At 47.5% G+C, this 18727-nt stretch carries 19 protein-coding genes and 1 riboswitch; of the genes, 14 read left to right on the forward strand and 5 right to left on the reverse strand.

Annotated features, from left to right (window positions below; genetic code table 11):
- The first annotated feature begins 59 nt into the window (after window positions 1-59).
- On the forward strand, window positions 60-854 hold the full coding sequence (locus LCF57_RS21015) for a copper amine oxidase N-terminal domain-containing protein (RefSeq protein WP_226002431.1): 795 nt from the start codon (window positions 60-62) through the stop codon (window positions 852-854).
- A gap of 80 nt (window positions 855-934) precedes the next feature.
- On the opposite strand, the gene LCF57_RS21020 is transcribed toward LCF57_RS21015, so the two are convergent.
- Together LCF57_RS21020 and LCF57_RS21025 are read right to left on the reverse strand one after the other, a co-directional pair.
- A complete protein-coding gene (locus LCF57_RS21020) occupies window positions 935-1978 on the reverse strand; it encodes a stalk domain-containing protein (RefSeq protein WP_226002432.1) in 1044 nt (347 codons plus the stop codon).
- A gap of 270 nt (window positions 1979-2248) precedes the next feature.
- The gene (locus LCF57_RS21025; protein ID WP_226002433.1) at window positions 2249-2425 is read right to left on the reverse strand and encodes a CsbD family protein; all 177 of its coding nucleotides are present in this window, start codon (window positions 2423-2425) and stop codon (window positions 2249-2251) included.
- Window positions 2426-2563: 138 nt separating this feature from the next.
- Between LCF57_RS21025 and LCF57_RS21030 the strand changes: the two genes are divergently transcribed.
- Together LCF57_RS21030 and LCF57_RS21035 are read left to right on the forward strand one after the other, a co-directional pair.
- On the forward strand, window positions 2564-3079 hold the full coding sequence (locus LCF57_RS21030; protein WP_226002434.1) for a DUF2179 domain-containing protein: 516 nt from the start codon (window positions 2564-2566) through the stop codon (window positions 3077-3079).
- A 118-nt stretch (window positions 3080-3197) separates the two neighbouring features.
- The gene (locus LCF57_RS21035; RefSeq protein ID WP_226002435.1) at window positions 3198-3410 is read left to right on the forward strand and encodes a cold-shock protein; all 213 of its coding nucleotides are present in this window, start codon (window positions 3198-3200) and stop codon (window positions 3408-3410) included.
- Between the two features lie 131 nt (window positions 3411-3541).
- Here LCF57_RS21035 and LCF57_RS21040 read toward each other — a convergent pair whose 3' ends face one another.
- From LCF57_RS21040 to LCF57_RS21050, 3 genes are all read right to left on the reverse strand, one after another.
- A complete protein-coding gene (locus LCF57_RS21040) occupies window positions 3542-4558 on the reverse strand; it encodes a substrate-binding domain-containing protein (RefSeq protein ID WP_226002436.1) in 1017 nt (338 codons plus the stop codon).
- A 179-nt stretch (window positions 4559-4737) separates the two neighbouring features.
- Entirely contained in the window at window positions 4738-5937 is a 1200-nt protein-coding gene (locus LCF57_RS21045) for a glycosidase (protein ID WP_226002603.1), read from the reverse strand.
- Entirely contained in the window at window positions 5934-7109 is a 1176-nt protein-coding gene (locus LCF57_RS21050; protein ID WP_226002437.1) for an AGE family epimerase/isomerase, read from the reverse strand. The genes LCF57_RS21045 and LCF57_RS21050 overlap by 4 nt, the downstream gene beginning before the upstream one ends.
- A gap of 275 nt (window positions 7110-7384) precedes the next feature.
- Between LCF57_RS21050 and LCF57_RS21055 the strand changes: the two genes are divergently transcribed.
- The 11 genes from LCF57_RS21055 (at window position 7385) to LCF57_RS21105 (ending at window position 18714) form a co-directional block, all read left to right on the forward strand.
- Window positions 7385-8707 (forward strand): ABC transporter substrate-binding protein, encoded by a 1323-nt coding sequence (locus LCF57_RS21055; protein WP_226002438.1) that lies wholly within the window; start codon window positions 7385-7387, stop codon window positions 8705-8707.
- A gap of 67 nt (window positions 8708-8774) precedes the next feature.
- A complete protein-coding gene (locus LCF57_RS21060; RefSeq protein WP_226002439.1) occupies window positions 8775-9659 on the forward strand; it encodes a carbohydrate ABC transporter permease in 885 nt (294 codons plus the stop codon).
- A 2-nt stretch (window positions 9660-9661) separates the two neighbouring features.
- Window positions 9662-10495 carry a carbohydrate ABC transporter permease gene (locus LCF57_RS21065; protein WP_226002440.1) on the forward strand — a complete coding sequence of 278 codons (834 nt, stop codon included), beginning with the start codon at window positions 9662-9664 and terminating at the stop codon, window positions 10493-10495.
- A 61-nt stretch (window positions 10496-10556) separates the two neighbouring features.
- The gene (locus tag LCF57_RS21070) at window positions 10557-11606 is read left to right on the forward strand and encodes a glycoside hydrolase family 130 protein (RefSeq protein WP_226002441.1); all 1050 of its coding nucleotides are present in this window, start codon (window positions 10557-10559) and stop codon (window positions 11604-11606) included.
- Between the two features lie 11 nt (window positions 11607-11617).
- Entirely contained in the window at window positions 11618-12577 is a 960-nt protein-coding gene (locus tag LCF57_RS21075) for an acetylxylan esterase (RefSeq protein ID WP_226002442.1), read from the forward strand.
- Window positions 12578-12632: 55 nt separating this feature from the next.
- A riboswitch (purine riboswitch) is annotated at window positions 12633-12732 on the forward strand.
- Between the two features lie 64 nt (window positions 12733-12796).
- Window positions 12797-13981, forward strand: a complete 1185-nt coding sequence (locus LCF57_RS21080) for an MFS transporter (protein WP_226002443.1) — start codon at window positions 12797-12799, stop codon at window positions 13979-13981.
- Between the two features lie 80 nt (window positions 13982-14061).
- Window positions 14062-14205 (forward strand): RAxF-45 family protein, encoded by a 144-nt coding sequence (locus LCF57_RS21085; protein ID WP_016822706.1) that lies wholly within the window; start codon window positions 14062-14064, stop codon window positions 14203-14205.
- A gap of 103 nt (window positions 14206-14308) precedes the next feature.
- The gene (gene abc-f / locus LCF57_RS21090) at window positions 14309-16399 is read left to right on the forward strand and encodes a ribosomal protection-like ABC-F family protein (RefSeq protein ID WP_226002444.1); all 2091 of its coding nucleotides are present in this window, start codon (window positions 14309-14311) and stop codon (window positions 16397-16399) included.
- Window positions 16400-16845: 446 nt separating this feature from the next.
- Window positions 16846-17019 (forward strand): FDLD family class I lanthipeptide, encoded by a 174-nt coding sequence (locus tag LCF57_RS21095; protein WP_226002445.1) that lies wholly within the window; start codon window positions 16846-16848, stop codon window positions 17017-17019.
- Between the two features lie 175 nt (window positions 17020-17194).
- Entirely contained in the window at window positions 17195-17923 is a 729-nt protein-coding gene (locus tag LCF57_RS21100; RefSeq protein WP_226002446.1) for an ABC transporter ATP-binding protein, read from the forward strand.
- A complete protein-coding gene (locus tag LCF57_RS21105) occupies window positions 17920-18714 on the forward strand; it encodes an ABC transporter permease (RefSeq protein WP_029518679.1) in 795 nt (264 codons plus the stop codon). The genes LCF57_RS21100 and LCF57_RS21105 overlap by 4 nt, the downstream gene beginning before the upstream one ends.
- The last annotated feature ends 13 nt before the right edge of the window (window positions 18715-18727 follow it).

Here is an 18727-nt window from a genome sequence, read left to right on the forward strand (position 1 = left end):
TTATTTCAAGTCCTCTGCGAATGAGTGATTATTATTGCTTACACATACAGGAGGATAGTATGAAAACTAAAACTAATTTTTTGATATGTTTTGTAGTTATTTTACTTTTTTTGGGGCCAAATACACAGAGTGTAGCTGCTCAATCTCAAGTCTCATTGCCTATACAACTTAAAGTGAACGATTTCTACATCCTTTATACTTCACCTGCACCCCCCTTTGTTGATCAGAAAGGAAGAATGCTGATCCCGCTCAAAGCGGTGGAAGATTTGCTGGGAGGTAAAGTAACCTACAATGCCATGAATAAAACAGCAACGATAGATTTGTTGGGTCGAAGCATAGAAGTAACCATCGGAACAAGAGATATTCTTATCAATAGTGAGTCTGTAACAATGGATACTGTACCTGTTATGAAAGAGAATACTATGTTTCTACCTGTCTCGGTACTCGTCAAGGATACGGATGCTAAGATGGAATGGGATGCCCAGCGGGGGCTACTGAAGCTGAACCATGAAAGTTTTAACAAAAGTCAAGTGCTTCTTAGCTTTTTGGGGCAAGATCTAGCGGAGGTAACGAATAAGGAGGCCTTTGATCTGCATAGTTATGAATGGAATGCCGCTGGAAATCTGACGATTCATGCGGACTTTGATAAGGGCCTGAAATTTTCCGAGAAACAAGTGGATATTCATCCCTTGCTAATGTACGGGAAAACTTACACGATGGACCCTTACTCCAGACCGGTATCAGTTAAAACGATTCAGTTATCTGGAGAGGGACAGCTTACATTTAAGCGGGATTTTAGAAACGACTTAGAAAAGGTACGTTATATTATCGCTGTAGGGCGGCTTACTAAATAGAAATCGAAGCGAGCCAAATTAATATAAATAAAGAGAGACCGGATGCATTGCTGCTCCGGTCTCTCTTTTTAAGTCATTATTTAGAAGGTAATGATTTGACTACCGTTTCCTTTATTACGTACATATCCAACGACTTTGGATACAGACTGTCTATCTTTAAGATAATCAGTAACGCCATCTGTCAGGCTGTTTCTTTGATTGTTCGAAAGTTTATTCCAGTCATCCGAATTTACATAAACCTCGACGATAGCTTCACTGCTGTCGCCTCTTACGGTGAAATCGAAGCCGACTCCATTATAGGTGCCATATCTATCGGACAAGTTACGTTGGATCGTACTTGCATCCAGAGAAGAAGCCACTTTTTTAATCGTTACATCGCCTCTGCTGTTGGTTGAAAAGGTCGCCAATTTATCTCTATTACTGGAGTTTTTCACTGTGCCGTCAATATCGGCATCTTTGTACTCTTTCAAAATGTCCTTAACGATGTCCTCCAGGTAGCTTTCCTTTCTGCTGTCGGACAGGTCATCCCATCTGGACTTGGTCATTTCGATGGTCACGTCAATATCGCTTTTGTTACCATCCAGTGTGATATCCGAGTTCGTGTTGTAGGAATCACTGTAATCCTTGTTCAGTTGCTTTTGAAGATCTTTCAAGGTGCTTGAACTATTTTTGCTCGCTTCATCTTTCAGCGTTTGATTGTCTTTTTGCAATTGAGCAATGGTAGCGTCTTTCGTTGTGTTCGCTGCTTTCGCTGTGTTCAGTTCCTGCGTCAGCGTTGAAATTTGGTTGTTCAATGCTGTAACTGTAGATTGATCAATAGGAACACCGTTGTCAGCAATGACTACGCGTTTGTTGGTACCATCCCATGTTACTTTTTTATCCAGCGCTGTACCTGCCAGTTTCAACGGGATATACGTCACGCCATCCAGCAGAAATGGTTCTGTTTTAGCATCAGCAGGAACCTCGGTTCCGTTGTAGATAATTTTAATATTGTTATATACTGCTTGGATCGGCTTAGTTACTTGTGCAGCATATGTAGATTGGCTAAAAAGAGCTCCGGAGATGGCCAAGGCCGATACGGCAGTGATGATGACAGGTTTCTTCATGGATTTCAATGATTTCATTCGTTGGTCTACCCCTTTATTTAAGAATTATAGCATGATACATAGACTAGAGTAACATTAATACATGCAAAATCCAACAAGTTGGAAGGGTTGTTATTGGTTGTGCCTATACTAGTTAGACGCAAAAGCGACTGCAAAAGTTGCCCTGTTTGCGTAAATATTTTTCTAAAAGTATCCGAACAAAATAAAACAAGCCTGCTGTACAAGACAGCGAGACTTGTTGATAAATAGTGCATCATAAAAGTGCGTCAAGGGAATTAAAAATCAGGATTATTTGCCGTCCTTCAGCTTGCCTGCTGTTTCCTGAAGATGACCTTTGGCCTTATCCAGCTTACCTTCAGCTTGTAGGGACTTGTTATCCGTGGCGCTCCCGATTTGGTCCTTGATTTCACCTTTGGCTTTGTTTACCTGACCTTTGATTTTATCGCTAATTCCGTTATCCTTCATGTAATCGAACATTATTCAGCATGCTGTAGTGAGTTATTACCCGAGCACAGGTCTTACGAAACCTGAGGCTGTATATAACATACAGGGGTATAATGATGAGTACGGGCCAAATCAGAACGTGAAGTGGGGAGTGAGCGAATGCTCAAAATTTTGCTATTTATTCTCGTTATTCAAATTATTTATGTATCGGCGTATACACTGCGCATGATTTTGACGCTGAAAGGACAGAAGTACATTGCTGCGCTCATTAGCACTGTGGAGGTTACGGTTTATGTGCTTGGCTTGAATGTAGTGCTTAAGTATCTGGATCAGGTGGCAAGTCTCGCGGTATACGCCATTGGTTATGCGTTGGGTATTCTTATCGGAGCATGGATTGAGGAAAAAATAGCGCTCGGCTACGTCACTGTCAAGGTAATCAGCAATGAGATCAATGGAGGGATTGCCAATGCGCTGCGGGATAAAGGATATGGCGTTACAGCCTGGCTGGGCAGTGGACGTGATGGAGAGCGTCTGGTGATGGAGATTTTAGCTAAACGAAAAAACCAGAATAAGCTGTATCAATCGATTCTGGACCTGGACCCCAAGGCCTTTGTCATTACGGTAGAACCGAAGCAATTTCATGGCGGCTTCTGGACCAAAGCAATCCGCAAATAAATATTTTGGTAAAATACGCATATTTTTCGGAGTTTGGAGCATATTAATACCCGCACAGGAGAGAATAAACAGAATGCTGACAGGGGATTACCCTAATAAAAACCGAGGGGGAATGTAGATGTACAGACGCCAGGCCCCGGAGATCATTCCAGAGGAAAATACAGCCATTTGGTCGTGTACAAATGAGGGCTGCAACGGCTGGATGCGAACGGATTTTACCTTTTTGAGCGAACCGATGTGTCCGCTTTGCCAAGCCTCGATGGGGCAGGAAATGCGGATGCTGCCGATTCTCAATCAGGCGGGCAATTCCTTTGTCGCCCAACGCTCTTAATTGTAAGTGAGTACGATGACCACACTTGCAAAACTATGAACATCAAAAGCCGCTCCAGCGTATGCTGAGCGGCTTTTGAATGTGAATCCTGCGAATAGGGGGCTGATTTTTCAGAGGCAGGCATACATCGATCACGGCCTCTCAATACGCTGTACGGAATCACGATACACAATGTGACCCTGTACAAGGACTCGGCCAAAACGACTGCCGGGATGGCTTATTTTTTTCATGATTGATTCAATGGCAGTACGTGCCATCTGTTCAATGTCCACGCCGACGGTAGTCAGCTGCGGAACAATAAGAGTGGCATATACATCATTGTCGAAGCCAACCACAGAGCAATCTTCAGGCACACGGTATCCCTGAGCAATCAGCTTTTGCACCAGGTTGTACGCCACCTGATCACAGTTGCATACAAAGGCAGTTGGCAGTGGCTGGGGCAGTTCCACATCAACGTATACAGCACCCTCGTCATCCCGGTCGCTGAGCACCCACTCGTTACGTAGGGGCAGCCTGTGCTCCAGCAAGGATTTATAGTAGCCGAGGAAACGATCTTGAATGCTACTGGTGGAATAAAGATTACCCACATATGCAATATCCCGGTGTCCCTGAGCAATCAAATAGTTGGTCAGCTCGTAGGCTCCGTAAAAATTATCGGTTACTACAGAGTCGATATCGGCATGCTCATCATAAAAATCAAGAAACATTTTGGGCAGGTCCATCGATTGCACCAGCTCGATATATGGCTTACTCACTTGTCCCAGAAGAATGAAGCCATCCACCTTGCGATCGTAATAGATGCGAGGCAGATTAAGCTGTTCTTCGTCCTCGCGATGGAGGATGTGAAGGATGCCATAGTAGCCGTATTGTTCGAGTTCCCGTGAAATTTGCTGATAGATGTGCAGATAAAACGATTGGCTGGGGCCGGTAAAACGCTCGGGAATGACCACACCAATGTTATAGGTGAGGCCCTCCTTCATCGATTTGGCAGCGGTATTGAAACGGTAGCCCATTTCGCCCGCAAGCGTCTTGATGCGCTCCTTTAGCTCATCGCTAACTCCATCCTTGTCATTGAGCGCCTTCGACACGGTCACGCTGCTAACCCCCAGCTTATCTGCAATATCCCGCATCGTTACGTTGCTCTTCATTTCCTGTTCCGCCTTCCAATTTAAAAAAGATAACATCAGCAGCATAGCTACCCTGTAAAGATATCCTGTAAAGATAAAGATTAGCAGCATAGCTGCCCAGAGAACAACCATTAGCCTGCGGATAACAGTTGTTCTCTGGCTAGTATACATGGTTCCGCAGACAGGATAAAGCTTGCGGCTTATGTCCGCTGCGAAGCATGAGCTTGTGCTTGCAACAGTGCTTCATTGCGTTGAATCAGCTCACGGCGGACAGCGGCACTGCCGAGTGAACGCAGTGGGTCAGTTGGTGTGTTGAATGTGTAGTCCTCCAAGCGGGCAACGGTTGTTGTTGCCACGTGGATACGGGTGTCACTGGAGGCGTAGTAAATAAAGACCTCATTGTGCTCGTTAACCACTGCTCCGTTGCAAAAAATAACGTTCGAGACATCCCCGACACGCTCTTCATCATAGGGGGCTATAAAATGCCCGCCTGGCTTGGCGATGACGCGCGAAGGGTCCTCCAGGCTGGTGGCAAAGGTGTACAGCACATATCGCAGGCCAGCGGCGGTATTACGCACGCCGTGAGCGATATGAATCCAGCCGCGGCTGGTCTTGATCGGAGCGGGTCCTTGCCCGTTCTTGGCCTCGTACACGGTATGGTAGCAGCGCTCGTCAATCACTGTTTCGCTCTCAATCACAGGCTGTGTAATATCCTCGCACAGACCGAAGGCAATGCCGCCACCCGAGCCAGTGGAAATAAATCCGTCCTGTGGACGTGTGTAAAAGGCGTATTGACCGTTCACGAATTCGGGATGCAGGACAACGTTGCGTTGTTGCGGGGAACGGGTGGAAATGTTCGGTAGACGGGTCCACGTGCGTAGATCGCGGGTACGAACCAGTCCAGCCTGAGCGACAGCGCTGGAGGTGTCATGGGGTGGTGCGTCAGGGTCCTTTTTCTCGGAACAATAAATGCCGTAGATCCAGCCGTCCTCATGCTTCACCAGCCGCATATCGTACATGTTCGTTTCGTCCGGGTCGATATCGTCCCATATCAATGGGGCATCAATGAATCGGAACTGGTCAATACCATTATCACTCTCGGCCAGGGCAAAAAACGATTTTCGATCCAGCCCCTCGGTGCGGGAAACCAGAATATATTTGCCCTCATGATAGATCGCGCCCGGGTTTAGCGCTGCATTCACACCCAGACGCTCCATGAAAAATGGGTTCGTGTGTACGTTCAAATCAAACCGCCAGTGCAGCGGGACGTGATGACGTGTGAGTACAGGATAGCGGTAGCGTTCGTAGATGCCGTTGTAGAAGGTGGTATTGACCTCATTCGGACGTGTAATCAGTTCCTCTTGCTGCGCCAGCAGCTTATGGTATTGGGTATGAATCATTTCGTTCTCATCCTTTCCAGCATTTCGATGCAAAATCGGCTGTTGTGATACGGGCATTTCCAAGGCCCTGCAATCTCTCTCGGATCAGGCTTGCCATCCGCTTGAACGGACCAGAACCATTCCCCTCCGGGTCGTGAATCTACGATGTGTTCCCGGGTGTAGGCCCACAAATCCCGTACAATCTGTAAGAAACGTTCGTCCTGTGTTCGTTGATACGCATTGTAGAAGCCGACGATTCCTTCTGCCTGTACCCACCATATACGCGAGGTGTCTACCCGAGCGTCTTCCCGTTCGTTGATCAGTGAACCATCTGGCTGAACAGCACGTTCGGCTACCGCATGGGCGATATCCACCACCATGTCTATATATTCCGGGGGGTGGTGACCCAGCACGTTCATAGCGTCCTCAATCAGCCAACTGGCTTCAATATCGTGACCGTACGAGGTCAGGTCAAGCAGAGAGCGCCAGTCACTGTCGAAAAATACCCCCAACCGCCGGGCGGAAGCATCGTAAACACGACTGTATAAAATGTCCAGTACATTCGCCAACGCATCCCGTACGCTTTCATCCGGCCATACACGAAGCAGCTGGGTATACGCTTCCAGAACATGGATATGTGTATTCATGGTGATTTGCGCGGTAACTCCGTTTTCGCTGAGCAGCTCATTAGGCTGCGTGTTCCACATCCGGTCAAATTGTTCACCGTATGCCTGGCGGGTGCGATCATATCCTTTTTGCTCCAGCAGGTGAAATAGCTCCTTGGCTAGTGACAGGGCATCCGGGTCGCCCGTTGCCCGCGCATATTCGGACAAGGCATAAATGGCGAATGCCTGCGCATAGACATGCTTGCACGTGTCGACTGGACGGCCCGTATGATCTACCATCCAGTACATTCCTCCATAAACCGGGTCTATCAGGTGCTCTTGCATGAACAGGAAAGCGTGTCGTGCGGCATCCTTATAGATGCGTTCCCCGGTTACACGGGCTGCTGCCGAGAATGACCAGAGTAACCGTGCAGTAGCAATGCTGCCCTTATCCGCCTTCTTATGGATGTGCAGGTCGACATCCACCTCACCATAAAATCCACCGTGCGCTTCATCCTTCAACCCTAGCCAGAACGGAAGTATATGATCCTTCCATTCCTGTCTGATCTCGTATAGCAACGTGTCCAAGAGGCACAATCCTCCTTTGCAGTTAATTAAGTTATCGTTAACCTTACAAAAAGATCATAATCACGTATGCGGAAGCTGTCAACTCTTCTGATCAACAACAATTTTTCAAAGGATAAGCGATATAAACACGAAAGTTACGGTGTTGTTTAATCCTTTCTTGTCCATCGAAACAGATTTTAAAAAATAATAAAATTGACATAGTAAGCGTTATCATAATAAAATGATTTTGTTGGTTTAACGATAACCTTATTTTAAAAAGCGGGAGGGGTCGTTTTATGAAGTTGTCCAAGGTTTTGGTGCCGTTACTATCGGTGCTGTTGTTAGCTGGGTTGTTTGCAGGGTGTGCCCCGAAAGGATCAGATACACCAGCAGCCAGCTCGGATCCAAAGAATGTGGAGGGTGAAATCACGGTTATCACACAGCGGACAGATATTGTGGATACGGTGTTTCAGGATTACGCCAAGGAATTTAACAAACTTTATCCGAAGGTGAAGGTCAATTTTCAGGCATTAGCCGATTATGAGAGCCAAATTAAAATTCGGATGGGGACTAGGGATTACGGAGATGTTTTGCTGATTCCTACCAGTATTCCGATTGCAGAGCTACCAGATTTTTTTGAGCCACTGGGCACTTATGAGGAGATGAAAAGCAAGTATACCGGCATTGAAGAACGTATGGTGGAGGGCAATGTCTACGGTATTCCGGTAGCAATGACGTATTCCGGTGTGATTTATAACAAAAAAGTGTTCAAGGAAGCGGGGATTACGCAGCTTCCCAAAACCCCGGATCAATTCCTGAAAGCGCTACAGCAGATTAAGGACAAAACCAAGGCGGTACCGCTGTTTACGAACTATGCCTCCGGATGGGCACTGACCCAGTGGGAAGCTGATTTGGCTACAGTGGCAGGTACGAAGGAATATGTGAATGTCACACAACCGAATACGGATGACAATTTTACGAAGGGCCAGCCCCACTATGAACTGTACAAGGTCCTGTACGATGCGGCTAAAAATGGTCTGATTGAAAAAGATCCAACTACTACGGATTGGGAGACCTCCAAGGCGGATCTCGCTCAAGGCAAAATCGGTACGATGGTGCTTGGCTCGTGGGCGATTGACCAGATCAAAAGCACAGCTCCTAACAAGGATGATATCGGGTTTATGCCGTTTCCGACCAATGCTGCCAAGGTGCTTGTTCCGCTGGCAGGTGACTACAACCTCGGTATTAACGTAAACAGTGAAAATAAAGCAGCGGCCCGTGCCTGGGTGGATTGGTTTACCGAGAAGTCCAATTATGCCGTAGAGCAGGCGGGCAGCATTAGTCCGCTACAGGGTGCGAAATTGCCGGACATTTTGAAGCAATACGGAGATCAGGGAGTCGTCTTTGAAACGCTCACTCCTTCACCAAAAGGACAAGAAGGGATTGTTGATAAAATCGATAAAATGGGGGAAATTGGTTTGTGGCAGCCTGATTTCAAGAAACGCATTATTGAGGCAGCGGTTGGTAACCGCCCGGAATCGTATGACTCTATTATGAAGGATCTGAACGATGCATGGGTGAAGGCGCGTGCTGAAGTGGCAGCCAAGGAAGCAAAATAGCCATCTGAACTGACCATAAGAAAGGATTGACGTGGTAGTCGATGGACGGATAGCAAGGAGGTGCAGCATGTTTAAATTTTCGAATCTCAGCTACTCCAAACAAAGATTAGCGATTATTGTTGCCTTTTCATTTATTCCGCTGGCGCTGCTGATCACTTTTGCGTACTTGCCGGTGATCAATATGTTTAAATACAGCTTTTCGGACTGGAACGGCTATAGTAAGCATCTAGAATATGTGGGCTTTGAAAACTATATCAAAATCTTTACCGATCCTGAGTATTTCTCGGTGTTTAAGGTCAGCCTGTATTACTTTGTAGCCACGTTTGTACAGATGGGTCTGGCCCTTTATTTTGCGACTATTCTCAGCTTTCAGACCTGGTTTAAAAATTTCTTTAAGGGCGTTTTGTTTTTCCCTTCCCTGATGAACGGGGTGGCCATTGGTTTTATTTTTCTATTCTTTTTTAAGCCAGACGGCACCCTCGATACACTGCTTCAGGCAGTGGGGCTGGGTTCGTATGTCAAGCTGTGGCTGGGCAACCCGGAGATTATCAATATTTCGCTGGCTGGCACGTCGATCTGGAGATACATGGGCTTTAACTTTATTGTGTTTCTCGGTGCGATTTCCTCCATATCCAGTGATCTGTATGAAGCATCTGATATGGATGGGGCCAACCGCTGGCATCAGTTCCGATACATTATTTTACCGAGCATCAAGCGGATTTTGCAGTTGAATCTCATCTTGGCAATTAGCGGTGCGGTCAGTGCATTCGATATTCCCTACATTATGACTGGTGGCTCTAATGGCAGTAAAACATTCGTTATCCAGACGATTGATGTGGCGTTCAAATACAGTAAGGTCGGTCTGGCCTCAGCGATGGCGGTTATTTTGCTGCTAATTGTGGTCGTGGTCACGTTGCTTCAACGGTTGCTGATTCGGGGAGAGGAGGACTGATCATGTATAAGCTGAAAAGAATGCTGGCAAGCAGCATTAAGTATGCCGCGCTACTGCTAGGTGCGTTCATTGCTCTACTGCCGATTGTCGTGATTTTGTTTGCATCTTTGAAGACGAAGGCTGAATATGCGGCAACCAGTCCTCTGACTCCCCCGGTGAACTGGCTGAATTGGGGTAACTATACCAAAGCTTTTGTAAATGGAAATATGTTGACCGGATTTGTGAACACAGCTTTCATCCTATTGATTTCGATCATCGGGGCCACGCTGACGGGCTCCATGATTGCGTATATTTTGAACCGTTTTAAATTTAAAGGCAAAAGTCTCATGCTCGGGGCGTTTCTGCTCGCAACCCTCATTCCGGGGGTAACGACACAGGTGTCGACATTCCAGATTATTAACAAGCTGGAGCTGTTTAACACGCCTTGGGCAGCGATCCTGCTGTATTTGGGAACGGATATTATTGCGGTGTATATTTTTCTGCAGTTCCTGGATTCCATCACGGTGGCGCTGGATGAATCGGCCATGCTGGACGGGGCGTCCTATCTGACCATCTACTGGCGCATTATTTTGCCCCTGCTGAAGCCTGCCATTGTGACGGTGATCATTATCAAGGGCGTTAATATTTACAATGATTTTTACACCCCGTTCCTGTATATGCCCAAAACAAGCCTTCAGGTCATATCGACGGCACTGTTCAAATTTAAAGGGCCATATGGCTCGCAATGGGAAGTCATTAGCGCGGGCATTATCATTGCCATTATTCCGACGTTGATTGCGTTTTTATCATTACAAAAATATATCTATAATGGATTCGCGCAGGGTTCAGTGAAATAGAATAAACGTTTAATAGAGAAATCGATAAAATCAACTATCTCGGTGAGAGGAGCATATACGTATGAGTAAATTGAATGTGGATTTGGATGTAGGTAACGTACGAATTGTAGGAGACAGCCTGTCGGAAATGCCGTGGCAAGATAAGCCGGAAGGCAGCGAGGCTCCGGTATGGAGACATAGTGAGAATCCGGTCATTGGACGGAATCCGGCGCCAGGCATTGCCCGTATTTTCAACAGTGCAGTAGCTCCGTATGAAGGACGGTTTGTGGGAGTGTTTCGGGCCGAAACGATTAATGGACGCCCGCATTTGCACCTGGGCTGGAGTGACGACGGGTTGGCTTGGAATATTGAAACGGAACGTTTGCATTTGGTCGATGAGGAAGGAAAAGATTATCAGCCTAATTATGCTTATGATCCGCGTCTGGTTCGAGTGGAGGATACGTACTATATCATCTGGTGTACAGATTTTTACGGTGCGGCGTTGGGGATAGCGCAAACGAAGGATTTTAAAAGCTTTGTACGATTGGAAAATCCGTTTCTGCCGTTTAATCGCAACGGAGTGCTGTTACCCCGCAAGCTAAACGGAAACTTTGTGTTGCTATCCCGTCCGAGCGACAGTGGTCATACGCCGTTTGGCGATATTTTTCTCAGTGAAAGTCCTGACTTGGTGTATTGGGGCAAGCACCGTCATGTGATGAGCAAGGGCGGACAGGGCTGGTGGCAATCAGTGAAGATTGGCGGCGGACCGGCTCCGATTGAGACGACCGAAGGCTGGCTTATGTTCTACCACGGGGTGACAGGCACGTGTAATGGGCTAGTGTACAGCATGGGGGTGGCCGTTCTTGACCTGGATGACCCTTCTAAGGTTAAATATCGTTCCTCCAATTTCGTGCTGACCCCGGAGGAGTGGTACGAAGAACGCGGCTTTGTGCCGAATGTGGTGTTCCCGTGTGCTACGCTGCATGATGCGGATACCGGACGGATTGCAATTTATTATGGTGCCGCCGATACGTATGTAGGTGTTGCATACACGACCGTATCCGACATGATGAAGTATGTGATCGCAACGGATGAAGTGGTCGGAGACGACCATGAGTCAGGCCGGATGTAGGAGGAACTTGAATGCCGGAGGATATGTCTTTACAGCAGTTGCAGTCGTATATGGGGAGCAGTCCGAAGCCGCAGGATTTTGATGCATACTGGGAACGGGCGTTACAGGAACTGGAACAACAGCCACTTGATTATACACTGGAGCGGGCCGATTTTGCCTCTCCGCTGGTGGAGTGCTACCATCTGTATTTTACGGGGGTGGGCGGAGCGAAGGTCCATGGCAAGCTTGTCCGTCCCAAACAGGCTACGGGAAAAGGGCCGGCTCTGGCTATGTTCCACGGATACTCCTGTGACAGCGGCGACTGGTTCGACAAGGTGAGCTATGCCGCACACGGATTCACTGTGCTGGCCATGGATTGCCGGGGGCAAGGCGGGCTGTCTGAGGACAATTTGCAGGTTCAGGGAACGACGGTTCGCGGCCATATCATCCGGGGTATTGACGACCCGGACCCGGATCGGTTGTATTACCGCAATGTATTTTTGGATACAGTGCAGACAGTGCGCATTCTAATGTCTATGGAGCAGGTCGACCCTGAACGCATCGGCGCATTTGGCTGTTCCCAAGGAGGGGCATTGACGATTGCCTGCGCTGCATTGGAGCCGCGTGTCCGTGTGGCGGTCCCGGTGTATCCGTTCCTGTCCGACTATAAAAGAGCCTGGGCGCTCGATGCCACTACCTCTGCGTATGAGGAGCTGGTTTATTATTTCCGCTGGTTTGATCCAAATCATGTGCGCGAGGAGGAGTTGTTTCACCGATTAGGCTACATCGACATTCAACATTTGGCAGACCGTATTCGTAGTCGTGTGTTGTTTGTGACGGGGCTATCGGATATCATTTGTCCACCCTCCACGCAGTTTGCGGTGTACAATAAAATCGTATCAGACAAGGAAATACTCCTCTATCACGAATACGGTCATGAGTATTTACCCTATCTGTCGGATCGTGCGATGAGCGAATTTTTGCGGCTGTAGGGGTTGAACTTAGCCAGAGGCTCCTTTATAGTAGTAGCTATAACCTTCGTGAAGCGTAATAAATGAATGCCCCCTTTGTATAACCTCAATAATATGGTTTGAGGGTCTCTACCAGGAACCGATAAATCCTGATTACAAAAAGTGTACGTCTTGTACATTTCTTGTGGTCAGGATTTTTTTGCGTCATACGAGGGATTTACATTCAAAGGAGCTAATGTAATGAACTTCAAAGTAGTTATTTTAACAATTGCGACCTTTACGGTGGGTTTGGTGGAGCTGATTATCGGTGGCGTGCTGCCCCAAATTGCACAGGATTTGAATGTCTCCGTAAGCACGGCAGGACAGCTTATCATGATCTATGCGCTCGTGTACGCTATTGCTGGGCCAACTTTGTTGGCGCTGACAGCCAAAATTGAACGAAAACGACTGTACCTGTGGTCGATGTTCATCTTTATTCTGGGAAGCCTGCTGGCCTTCTGGAGTCCGAATTATGCAGTCTTGTTTGTATCCCGTATCATTACCGCTGCAAGCGGGTCACTGATCGTGACATTGTCGCTGACCATTGCGGTCAAAGTAGTGTCCAAGGCTTATCAGGCCCGAGTCCTCGGTGTCATCTCCATGGGGGTTAGCTCGTCCATCGTGCTTGGCATTCCAGCCGGGGTGCTGATTGGCAATGCATTTGGCTGGCGGGTGCTTTTCCTGATCATTGCCTTGTTGACGGTCGTTGCTATGATCGTTATAAACTTGTTTATGGAGCGGATTCCGACGGAACATGTTGTGCCTATGCGCGAGCAATTGAAATCCTTGAAAAATGTTAAAGTGATCAGTGCCCATCTGGTTACTACGCTGACACTGGCAGGGCATTACACGTTGTATGCGTATTTCACTCCGTTTTTGGAGAATCTGATGGGCTTAAACGCCTCGTGGATTAGTGTGGCCTATTTCGTATTTGGGCTGGCGGCAGTGAGTGGCGGTTTTATTGGCGGCTCTTTGGCTGACCGGTTCGGCACAGCGAAAAGTATTCTAATCGTCGTTGGGGTGTTTATCGCCGTGATGTTCTTGCTACCGTTTTCGATTCACTCGATTTATATGTTTGCGCCGCTCCTGATCATCTGGGGGATACTGAGCTGGGCCTTGTCGCCGCCGATGCAAAGCTATCTTATTGAAAATGCGCCTGAATCGGGTAGCATTCAGCAAAGCTTTAACTTCTCCGCACTTCAGGTCGGGATCGCTCTCGGCTCCGCCTTGGGTGGTGTGGTGATTGAGAATAGCGAATCTGTTGCCACGAATGCCTGGGTCGGCGGGACCTTTGTAATTGTTGCTTTTGTATGCGGCGTATTTTCGATTACCAGAGCCACAGCATCGCAGACCCCCAGAGGGCACGGACACCAATCCATTTTATAGTTGGATAGGCCATCCCCCTCTTTCATAATACGGGAAATCATGTTATACTACACACAATTATGAAGAAGGGGGTGAGGTAGGTGAATCACGAGATGCTGAACAACCGTATTAGCCAGCTGCCGATTGCTATGGCTGGCATTGTTCATGCTTTTCCATACAACGGGAGAAGTCTGTCCAATTTTAATCATACGGTTGTAAACATCGCGAGAAGACGCCTACCTTAACTCGAACGGATTGCTGTATCTTCCGAAGAGTCGCGGGGTTGCTCCTGCGGCTCTTTTTGTGTTACCCAGGTAAGGGTCTTCCTAAATAAAGGAGAGCCTGAACATGTATATTGTAAACGGTCAACAATTGAAGAAATACCACGCTGCGAATCTAATTTTGGATGGTGCATCGTTTGATATCCATACGGGAGAAAAGGTGGGGCTCATCGGCCGCAACGGAAGCGGTAAAACCACCCTATTACGCCTAATCGCGCGTCTGTCCCGCCCGGATGACGGACAGCTTGTCATCGCCAAGGATGCGAAAATCGGCTGCCTGCCGCAAATTCCGGTGGAGTTTGAGAGCTTCACGGTGTATGAAACGCTGGCTTACGCCTATCGAGAGCTGAAGGATTGCCGCAGCCAGATGTTCAGACTGGAGCAGGAAATGTCAGATCCGGTTGTGGCGGCAGATACGAATCGCTTGGAGAAGCTGCTGCAATCGTATGCTGCTTTGCAGGAACGGTTTGAGCGCAATGGCGGCTATGAAATGGATGCCAATATTGACCAGGTGGCGGATGGACTGCGTATTGCCAAAGTGATGTATACCCGCAGCTTCGGCTCGCTGTCTGGTGGAGAGAAAACCAAAATCGCGCTGGCATCACAGCTCATCGGACGGCCGGATTTGCTGCTGCTGGATGAGCCGACCAACCATCTGGATTTGAAGGGGCTGGAATGGCTGGAGCAATTTTTGCAGGGCTATACAGGTGCGTGTGTGGTTGTGTCCCATGACCGTTATTTTCTGGATCGAGTTGCAGGCAAGATGATCGAGCTGGAGGATGGAGAGGCGTTTACGTACTATACGAATTACAGCGGCTACGTCAAGGAAAAGGAAGAACGTCTGCTGCTGCAATTTGAGGATTATAAGGAACAGCAAAAGCGGATTAAAAAGATGAAGGAGGCCATTCGGCGTTTTGAAGAGTGGGGCCGCAATGGCGACAACGAAAAGTTCTTTAAAAAAGCGAACTCGATCCGTAAAGCCCTGGAGCGCATGGAACTGGTGAAGCGGCCTGTACTGGACCCTCAGGGGGCTGAGTTTCACCTAAAGCTGGAGGATCGCTCAGGTCGCAGAGTGCTGGAATTTGAGGAAATCGTAAAATCCTATGGAGAGCGGCAGATATTGAAAGGGGCCACAGGCAGTCTGGAGTTTGGTGAAAGGGTGGCGCTGCTGGGCGATAACGGCTCAGGCAAAACGACACTGCTCAAGCTGTTGCTTGGTCAGGAAAGTGCGGATGCAGGTACGGTACAATGGGGTACACGTGTAGAGTATGGCTATCTGGCGCAGCAAGAGAGAGAACGGGATAGCCGTGCGACCGTGCTTGCTTACTTCAAGGAAGAAGCCGGCGTGGAGGAAGGCGAAGCGCGCGGACTGCTGGCGAAGTATTTATTTTACGGTGCCGATGTGTTTAAGCCTGTAAGCATGCTGTCCGGTGGTGAGTGGTCCCGCTTGCGGCTGGCGCTGCTGGTTATGAAAAAGCCGAATTTGTTGATGTTGGATGAGCCAACCAACCATCTGGACATTGACTCACGTAAGGCGTTGGAAGAAGCGCTGAACACCTACACGGGAACGGTGTTGGCGATTTCACATGACCGCTACTTTGTGAACAAGCTGGCTGGGCGCGTGTGGGAGCTGGAGGATGGCAAGCTGTCCTTTTATCTGGGCAGCTTCGATGAATATCGGGCGAAGAAGTGGGAGCTAGAAAACGCCCGCCTGCAGAGCGAGGGAGATGCCGGGACGCGCCCGGCATCCGCAAGCAGAGCCGCATCCGGTGGCGGTGCAGGCTCGGGCGGGGCTGCACATTCCAGTGCAGCCAGCAATCGCGCGGGGACGTCTGGGCGTACAGGAGCGACTACCGGAGCCGATGTGAGCGGTGCAGGCTCCGGGAAGGCGGGGCGCTGGGGGGCGTCCGACGCTGGAGTGGACCCGGGGGCACGCGGAGCGAAGGCCGCGAAGCCGTCTCACACGCCAGCCGCATCCAGCGAGCGGCTGGAACGGGCTATTGCCGCCAAGGAAGCAGAATTGGCGGCGACGGATGCCGAGCTGGAGCTGCTCGGCACAAGCAGCGACACGATCCGCATGACGGAGCTGTGGGACGCGCGTGAGCGACTGCAAGCGGAGCTGGACGCACTGCTCGGCGAGTGGGTTGAGCTGGAGTAGGTGACAGACTGGTTGCTGGATAGACAACGGTATATTTTATAAGGATAGCCCTGAGGTAGAAATTACTGAAGGGCTATTTTTGTATGGTAAAAGAGAGTGGGAGTGGAAATATAATAACCATATATTAAAACTAATACATTAAAATGAATAATTATTATTTTGTTTTACATATAAAGTAATAGATTTACATTTTGCAAAATGTGATATTCTTTTGTTTGTAAGAAAGATATAAACCATTGTTAAATGAAGTATTTGTTGTCAACAAAGATCATACATACAGGTTGTCTACGTGATATATGGCAATATTTCGAGTAGGTGACGATCTGGTCGGGGTGTTGTTCATATAAATCCTTCTCTTCTATTGCGAGAAGGAAAGCTTCGGCGGGGTGAATATGAATCTCGCTGAAGGCTGATGGTATATCTGAATGAAAGGGGGGGGGAATGCAATGGCTGAAAATTTATTTGATCTGGACGTTCAAGTAAACAAATCTCAGGGTTCTGTGGAGCCTAAAGTAATAAGTATTTTGAACTGCTCTGGCGGCTGTGGTAACGGCAAAACATCCAAAACTTGTGTTGAGACGTGTTCACCTTGCTTCACGAATATTGGATCACTTTGTTAATGGATTTTAGATGTTTTGCAACTTGAAAAACCTTTATAATGGATAACTATTTAATTAAGCAAAAGGAGGAGGGACCTTGAAGTCCCTTCTTCTTCTTTGAGAAAACCTTTGGTTTCCTGGTTGTGAATATCAGAGGCATCCTTATATCTGGATTTAGTAATGGAGGGAATGTGTAATGTCGGATGTCTTATTGGAAGTTGAAAAAGTATCCAAAAAAATGGGGAAACGGACTTTATTAAGTGACATTTCCTTCGAGCTTGAAAAGGGGAAAATATATGGTTTCATTGGACCGAATGGAGCCGGGAAAACAACAATGATGCGGATCATGACGGGATTAATGCATTCAACCAGTGGCTCTGTAAGGATAGCTTCATATGACGTACAGGCGGATCGGGAAAAGGCGCTCTCCAAAGTAGGCGCTATCATTGAGTCCCCGGTCTTTTTTGATTATATGACGGGTAAACAGGTGCTGCGTAATTTGTCTCGGTTGCATCCGAATATTAAATCTTCCGATCGGGAAAAGCATATAGAGGAATTGTTAGAAAGAGTAGGCCTGGATTTGCGTGGAGACGACAGGGTGAAAACTTATTCTTTGGGCATGAAGCAACGCTTGGGCATTGCCCAATCTATGCTGGGTAACCCGGAGCTACTGCTGCTCGATGAGCCTTCCAATGGTCTCGATCCTATGGGAATGAGGGAGTTGAGAGATATTATCCTTCGTTTGCGAAATTCAGAAAATTATGCATTTTTTATCTCCAGCCATCTGCTGGATGAGTTGCAGCAAATGTGTGACGAATTAATTGTGATTAAAGAAGGAACGCTAGTTTGGAAGGGACCCGCAGATCAATTGGTTGAGGAAGGTCAACGGCTGGAGGATGCTTTTATGGAGCTAATGGGATTATGAAGACACTCATTTACAGTGAGTTCGAGAGATTGTATAGCAGAAAATGGTTCTGGCTTCTGATTTTATGTACCCCTGTACTCGCTTATTCCACAGCCAGCTATTTTTTGTATCTCAAGACTTCGGTAGAAGTGTTGTCCAAAGTTTTTGTCATTATAGGCCTGCAAGAAAATTTGTTTTTAATATGCAATATTGCTGTAGCTGCATTAGTAGCAACTCTATATACGGAGCAATTTCGGGGTGGACAGTTGCGTCTAATCTTCATGCGGCGTTTTACTCGGGGACAGATTTTCTGGAGCAAGCTATTGGTTTTACAGGTCTCTGTTCTATTACTCTTACTTATATTGGGTCTGTCTCTTTGGGGTGTCGGAGTATGGCGATTTCCCTATTCTGAAGGCGAAACAAGGCAATATGGAGAGCTTATAATGTATGTATTTCAATATTATGCAAAGGCTTTTGTCTCACTTATGGCTATTGGCTGTCTGTATTCCTATATTGCCATGTGTAGCAAGAGTGTAACCCATGCAATTGGTATTTGTACGACCTATAATCTGTTCTCCTTGCTGTTCGATGGCTTATACCTTAAATTAGCATCTCTATTTTCTCATATTCCCTACATACATGATCTTATAGTCTTTTTATTTATTCCTTATATGCAGTATAGAGGATTGAAGACATCCTTATCCGGAAACCTGTCTGCAAATGGGGCGATTGCCACCGTTGTTATTTTATATCTAATCCTTTTTACATGGGGAGCATATCGTCGTTTTACCAAGGATGATTATTTGTATTAGGAGGATTTTTCTT

It is taken from the genome of Paenibacillus sp. BJ-4 (assembly GCF_020404765.1).
GTDB lineage: Bacteria > Bacillota > Bacilli > Paenibacillales > Paenibacillaceae > Paenibacillus.